Below are 4,813 nucleotides of genomic sequence, written 5' to 3' on the forward strand. Positions count from 1 at the left end.
CCAGCTCCTCGGCGGAGAGCATCATCCCCGCGCTGTCCACGCCGAAGAAGTCGCGCATGCCGAGCTCCGTGCCGTCGGGCAGGACGGAGCCGGGGGGCGCGTAGAACACCAGGTCCCCCTGCTTCATGTTCACTGCGCTTGTGATGCAGAGGGGGTTCCGTCTATCGCCGGCGTCCAGACGGGCGACCGCGAGGCGGTCCTGAGTCGGGTGCTTCGCGAGGGAGGCGATTCGCGCCGTCACGACACCCCTCATGGCCCCCGCCGTGCGCCGCAGGCCCTCGACCTCCGCGCCGGAGAGCGTCAGGCGCTCCGCGGCCTCCTCCGGCGAGACGCCGACGTCGATAAAGTCCTTCAACAGTTCCCAGGATATGAGCATCAGGCATCCCTCCCCGACAGGAAATACGAGACGTTGCCGTCAAAGAGCAGGCGCAGGTCGCCGATGCCGTACTTCAGCATGGCCATGCGGTCCAGCCCCAGGCCGAAGGCGAAGCCGTTGTAGCGGTCCGGGTCGATGCCTCCGGCCCGCACCACCTCCGGGTGGACCATGCCCATGCCGCCGGCCTCGAGCCAGCCCGTGCCCTTGCACACGCGGCAGCGGGGGTCGCGGCCGCCGCACACCACGCACTCGATGTCGAGCTCCATCGAGGGCTCGGTGAAGGGGAAGTAGCTGGCGCGGAAGCGGTTCTTCAGCGTGCGGCCGAAGAAGGCGTTCACCGCCGCTCCGATCGTCCCCTTCAGGACGGCGAAGGAGACATCCCGGTCGATCAGGAGGCCCTCCATCTGGTTGAACATGGGGGAGTGGGTCGGGTCGTTGTCCCGACGGTAGACCTTGCCGGGGCAGACGATGCGAAGGGGGGCGCCGTACTTCAGCATGGACCGCACCTGGACGGGCGAGGTGTGGGTGCGCAGCAGCGTGCCGTCCGGGAAGTAGAACGTGTCCTGCATGTCACGGGCCGGGTGCCAGGAGGGCATGTTCAGACAGTCGAAGTTGTAGTGCTCCTCCTCCTTTTCCGGCCCCAGGGCCACGGAGTAGCCCAGGCCCACCATGATCTCCGCCAGCTCGTGCAGGGTCTGGAGCACGGGGTGGAACGCCCCCGCCGGGCGGCCGCGGGAGGGCAGCGTCACGTCGATGCGTTCTCCCGCCTCCCGCGCCTCGTTCTCCGCGTCGCGCAGCTGGCGCCTGCGGGAGGAGAGCTTCTCCTCCATCTCGTCGCGCAGGGCGTTCAGGTCCTGTCCCGCCGCGGGCCTCTCCTCCGCGGAAAGCCTGCCCAGGGAGCGCAGGAGCGCCGTCAGGGCGCCCTTCTTGCCCATGCAGCGCACGCGGACCTCCTCGAGCGCCTCCGTCGTGGCGGCGTCGGCCAGCGCCCGTTCAAAGGAGGCGCGCACCTCCTGCATACCCTTCATCAATTCGTCGTTCACAATGTCTCAGCCTCTTCCGGAACGCCGGCCGCGTGGGACGGCACAAAACGAAAAGGGCCCCCGTCGTGCCTGCGACGGGGAACCCCAGGGACAGCCTTCAAAAAAAGTCGGGGCCGCGATCGCCCCAGGCCGTGGCGACGGCCTACCTGAGGGCGGACTTTGCCTGCCCCACGAGGGAGCGGAAGGCCTCCATGTCGTGAATGGCCAGCTCGGACAGCATCTTGCGGTTCATGGCGACCCCGGCCCGCTTCAGGCCGTTCATGAAGACGCTGTAGCTCATGCCCTCGGAGCGGACGGCGGCGCTGATGCGGGTGATCCACAGGCGGCGGTAGTCGCGCTTCTTGCGCTTGCGGTCGTTGTAGGCGCGGGACAGGGCGGCAAGGTAGGCCTCCCGCGCGCGGCGGTAGGCGTGCTTGTGCTGGCCCCAATACCCCTTCGTGACGGTAAAAAGCTTCTTCCTCTTCTTGTTGCTGATCGACGCACCCTTAACGCGCATTTGTCATCAATCCTTTCAAACGGACCAGAACGGCGGGACATCCCTAGTAGGGGAGCAGGTGGTTCATCTGCTCCATCAGCGTTTCCGTGACGTAGCCCGTCTTGCGCAGGGTGCGCATACGCTTGGCTCCCTTGTGGACCATGATGTGGGAGCGGCCGCACTTACGATAGGCCAGCTTGCCGCTCGCCGTGCGGAAAAAGCGCTTCTTCGCACCGGAGTGCGACTTCAGTTTCATCTTAGGCATCAGAACATTCTCCTCACTCGTATGACTGTCTTAAGGCCGTGGCGCGCGCCTTTCGGCGGCCGGCGCTCAGGCCTCGGCGGCTTCGGCCGGCTCAGGAGAGGGCTTCTTTGCCTCCGCGGCATCCCTGGCGCTCGCCCTGGCCGAAGCCTGGGGCGTGGGCGTCACCAGGATGCGCATGTAGCGCCCCTCCATCTTGGGGGAGTCCTCACACTTGCCCAGTTCACCGCACTCCGCAATGACCCGGTTCAAGACGTCCTCACCGCGGTTGAGAAAGGCCATCTCGCGCCCTCGGAAGAACACGGAGACCTTGACACGATGGCCCCCCGCAAGGAAGTTCTGGATGGCCTTCATCTTGAAGTCGAAGTCGTGCTCGTCGATCTTGGGGCGCATCTTGATCTCCTTCAGAGCCTGGACCTTCTGCTTCTTCCTCGCGTCCTTCTCCTTCTTCTGCAGCTGGTAGCGATACTTGCCGTAGTCCATGATACGGCACACGGGCGGCTTCGCCTGCGGGGCCACCTCCACCAGGTCCAGCATCTTCTCCTCGGCCATACGCATGGCCTCACGAGTGTCCGTCTGGCCAACCTTGACCCCGTTCTCGTCTATCAGCAGCACGTTCGGCGCTGTGATCTCCTCGTTGACACGCGGCGCGTCCTCATCCGTTCTGGGCAATATAAGCCTCACCTCCATTGTGATCGTTCCGTCCGCCGCAGCCCGTAAAAAAACGGGGGACAAGCGTCAGCCCATCCCCCGTTGAAACTCGCCTCCGGCCCGCGCCGGTTGAAAAGCGTTCATCGTAGCCCGACAGCGGTCCGCCGGGCGGACGCCGAACAGGCGAGAGGGGCCAACCTCTGCTTCGCACGAAATTTATTCTGAAACTATAGCACAGTCCGCGCCAAAGGACAAGGGGGAGCGGCCCACCCCAAACCACAGGCAAAGTTTTTAACGTGCGTCGGAAACCGGTTTTGCACATTTTCTGCTGCACCTGACGGGTGAAAGGTCAGTATCGGCTTAACCTGTACAACGACGGGCTTGAGCGCCGATAAAGCCATCGCAACCTGTGGATTTGGGGCCCACCCAAATCCACGGGAACGCAAAGCGCGGGCAAAGTAAAGGGCCAGGCAGAGGAAAAGTTTAAGGAAGAGCTGATTAATCTTCAAAAGTTGTTGAAAGCGATCAAGGAGCATCAAACGAAGGGTATCCTTCAGCGCTTCTTAAAATTTGAAAATGGGGCTACGCCCTCCCTTCGGGGAGCCTTCCGGCTGCCGTTCGCCCTTGCTCACGGGCCGTCAGTCCCAATCCCCACGCGCTTCGCGCGGCCTGATGAAGTTTCTGGCACTGAAGGGAGCCAATACGGGTGACAGTTCCTAGCGACTTAATCAGTGTTTCCTTAAAGACGGGCTGCCTTCCTCGTCCGAAACCCCTTAAATATCAAACGCCAGCGCCTCCCAAGCCTGCAGGAGGCGCCGTGTGCATCGAGCTCCTCACACGCCCTTTCCACTTCTGCTAGAATAGAGTCATAAAAAGACCAATCGAAGCGAGGTGACGGGATTATGAGCGAAAAACTTCAGACTCTGCCCATAGGCATCCAGAGCTTCGAGATGCTGCGCCAGGAGGGGCTTCTCTATGTGGACAAGACCCATCGGCTGCAGAAAGTCATCTCAAGCGGAAGACGGTACTTCCTGTCCCGCCCCCGGCGGTTCGGCAAGTCGCTGACCCTCTCGACGCTCGACGCGATGTTCCGGGGGAAGGTCGATCTGTTCCGTGGCCTGGCCGCCGAGGCGTGGGCCGCAGAGCAGGCGAAACACCCCGCGCCCGTGCTGCGGCTCGACATGAGCATGATGAACGTCAGGGACGTCGCTCAGTTTGAAGAGTCCCTTAACAGCACGTTGACCTGGAGGGCCGAAGATGCAGGCGTGACGCTCTCCAGTCAGCAGCCCAGCGATAAGTTTCAAGAGCTTATCCGCGCCCTCTACAAGCAGGGCGGCCCTGTCGTCGTGCTGATCGACGAGTACGACAAGCCCATCCTGGACAAGATCGGGAACCTGGAGGCGGCGGAGGCCATGCGCGAGGCGCTCCGTGGTTTCTACACCGTGCTCAAGGGCTGCGACGAGTACCTCCGCTTCGTCATGCTGACCGGCATCTCCAAGTTCACCAAGACCGGCGTCTTCTCCGCCATGAACAACCTGCGGGACATCTCCATGGTGGAGGAGTTTGGCGACGTCGTTGGCTACACGCAGGAGGAGCTTGAGTGGGACTTCGCGGACTGGATTGACCACGCGGCCGGCAAGATGAGCCTCTCCCGCCAGGAGCTCCTGACGCGGATGAAGGACTACTACGACGGCTTCTGCTTCGACGGCGCGACCCGCCTCTACAACCCCTTCTCCATCCTCAACTTCCTGGCCGACAGGGAGTTCAAAAACTACTGGTATCACTCGGGCTCCCCTACGTTCATCCTCTCTTATCTGCGCAGCCACGGGATCGATGACCCGGAGGTCTATCGGCACAAAAGCGTTTCCGCCGACTTCGCGGACAGCCAGGAGATCGAGCGGGCCAGGCCGGAGAGCTTCCTCTACCAGGCGGGCTACCTGACCATCGAATCCGCAGAGGAGCAGGAGCTGACGCTGGACTATCCCAACCGCGAGGTACTGAACTCG

General features: G+C 63.0%; 5 protein-coding genes and 1 pseudogene. 1 reads left to right on the forward strand and 5 read right to left on the reverse strand.

Annotated elements, in window-relative coordinates; all coding sequences use genetic code 11:
• The 5 genes and pseudogenes from SY1_RS09960 to infC form a co-directional block, all read right to left on the reverse strand.
• A pseudogene (locus tag SY1_RS09960) lies at positions 1 to 376 on the reverse strand (phenylalanine--tRNA ligase subunit beta); the annotation flags it as partial.
• On the reverse strand, positions 376 to 1,419 hold the full coding sequence (gene pheS / locus SY1_RS09965) for a phenylalanine--tRNA ligase subunit alpha (protein WP_341523988.1): 1,044 nt from the start codon (positions 1,417 to 1,419) through the stop codon (positions 376 to 378). The gene pheS and the pseudogene SY1_RS09960, both read right to left, overlap by 1 nt.
• A 142-nt stretch (positions 1,420 to 1,561) precedes the next feature.
• Entirely contained in the window at positions 1,562 to 1,915 is a 354-nt protein-coding gene (rplT, locus tag SY1_RS09970) for a 50S ribosomal protein L20 (RefSeq protein ID WP_015556948.1), read from the reverse strand.
• A gap of 43 nt (positions 1,916 to 1,958) precedes the next feature.
• Positions 1,959 to 2,159 carry a 50S ribosomal protein L35 gene (rpmI, locus tag SY1_RS09975; protein ID WP_015556949.1) on the reverse strand — a complete coding sequence of 67 codons (201 nt, stop codon included), beginning with the start codon at positions 2,157 to 2,159 and terminating at the stop codon, positions 1,959 to 1,961.
• A 66-nt stretch (positions 2,160 to 2,225) separates the two neighbouring features.
• Positions 2,226 to 2,828, reverse strand: a complete 603-nt coding sequence (gene infC / locus SY1_RS09980) for a translation initiation factor IF-3 (RefSeq protein ID WP_243440657.1) — start codon at positions 2,826 to 2,828, stop codon at positions 2,226 to 2,228.
• An 881-nt stretch (positions 2,829 to 3,709) separates the two neighbouring features.
• Here infC and SY1_RS09985 point away from each other — a divergent pair.
• Positions 3,710 to 4,813 (forward strand): ATP-binding protein (locus tag SY1_RS09985; RefSeq protein WP_208873673.1); only part of this gene is annotated, 1,104 nt, incomplete at its 3' end.

Source organism: Fretibacterium fastidiosum (genome assembly GCF_000210715.1).
GTDB classification, from domain to species: domain Bacteria; phylum Synergistota; class Synergistia; order Synergistales; family Aminobacteriaceae; genus Fretibacterium; species Fretibacterium fastidiosum.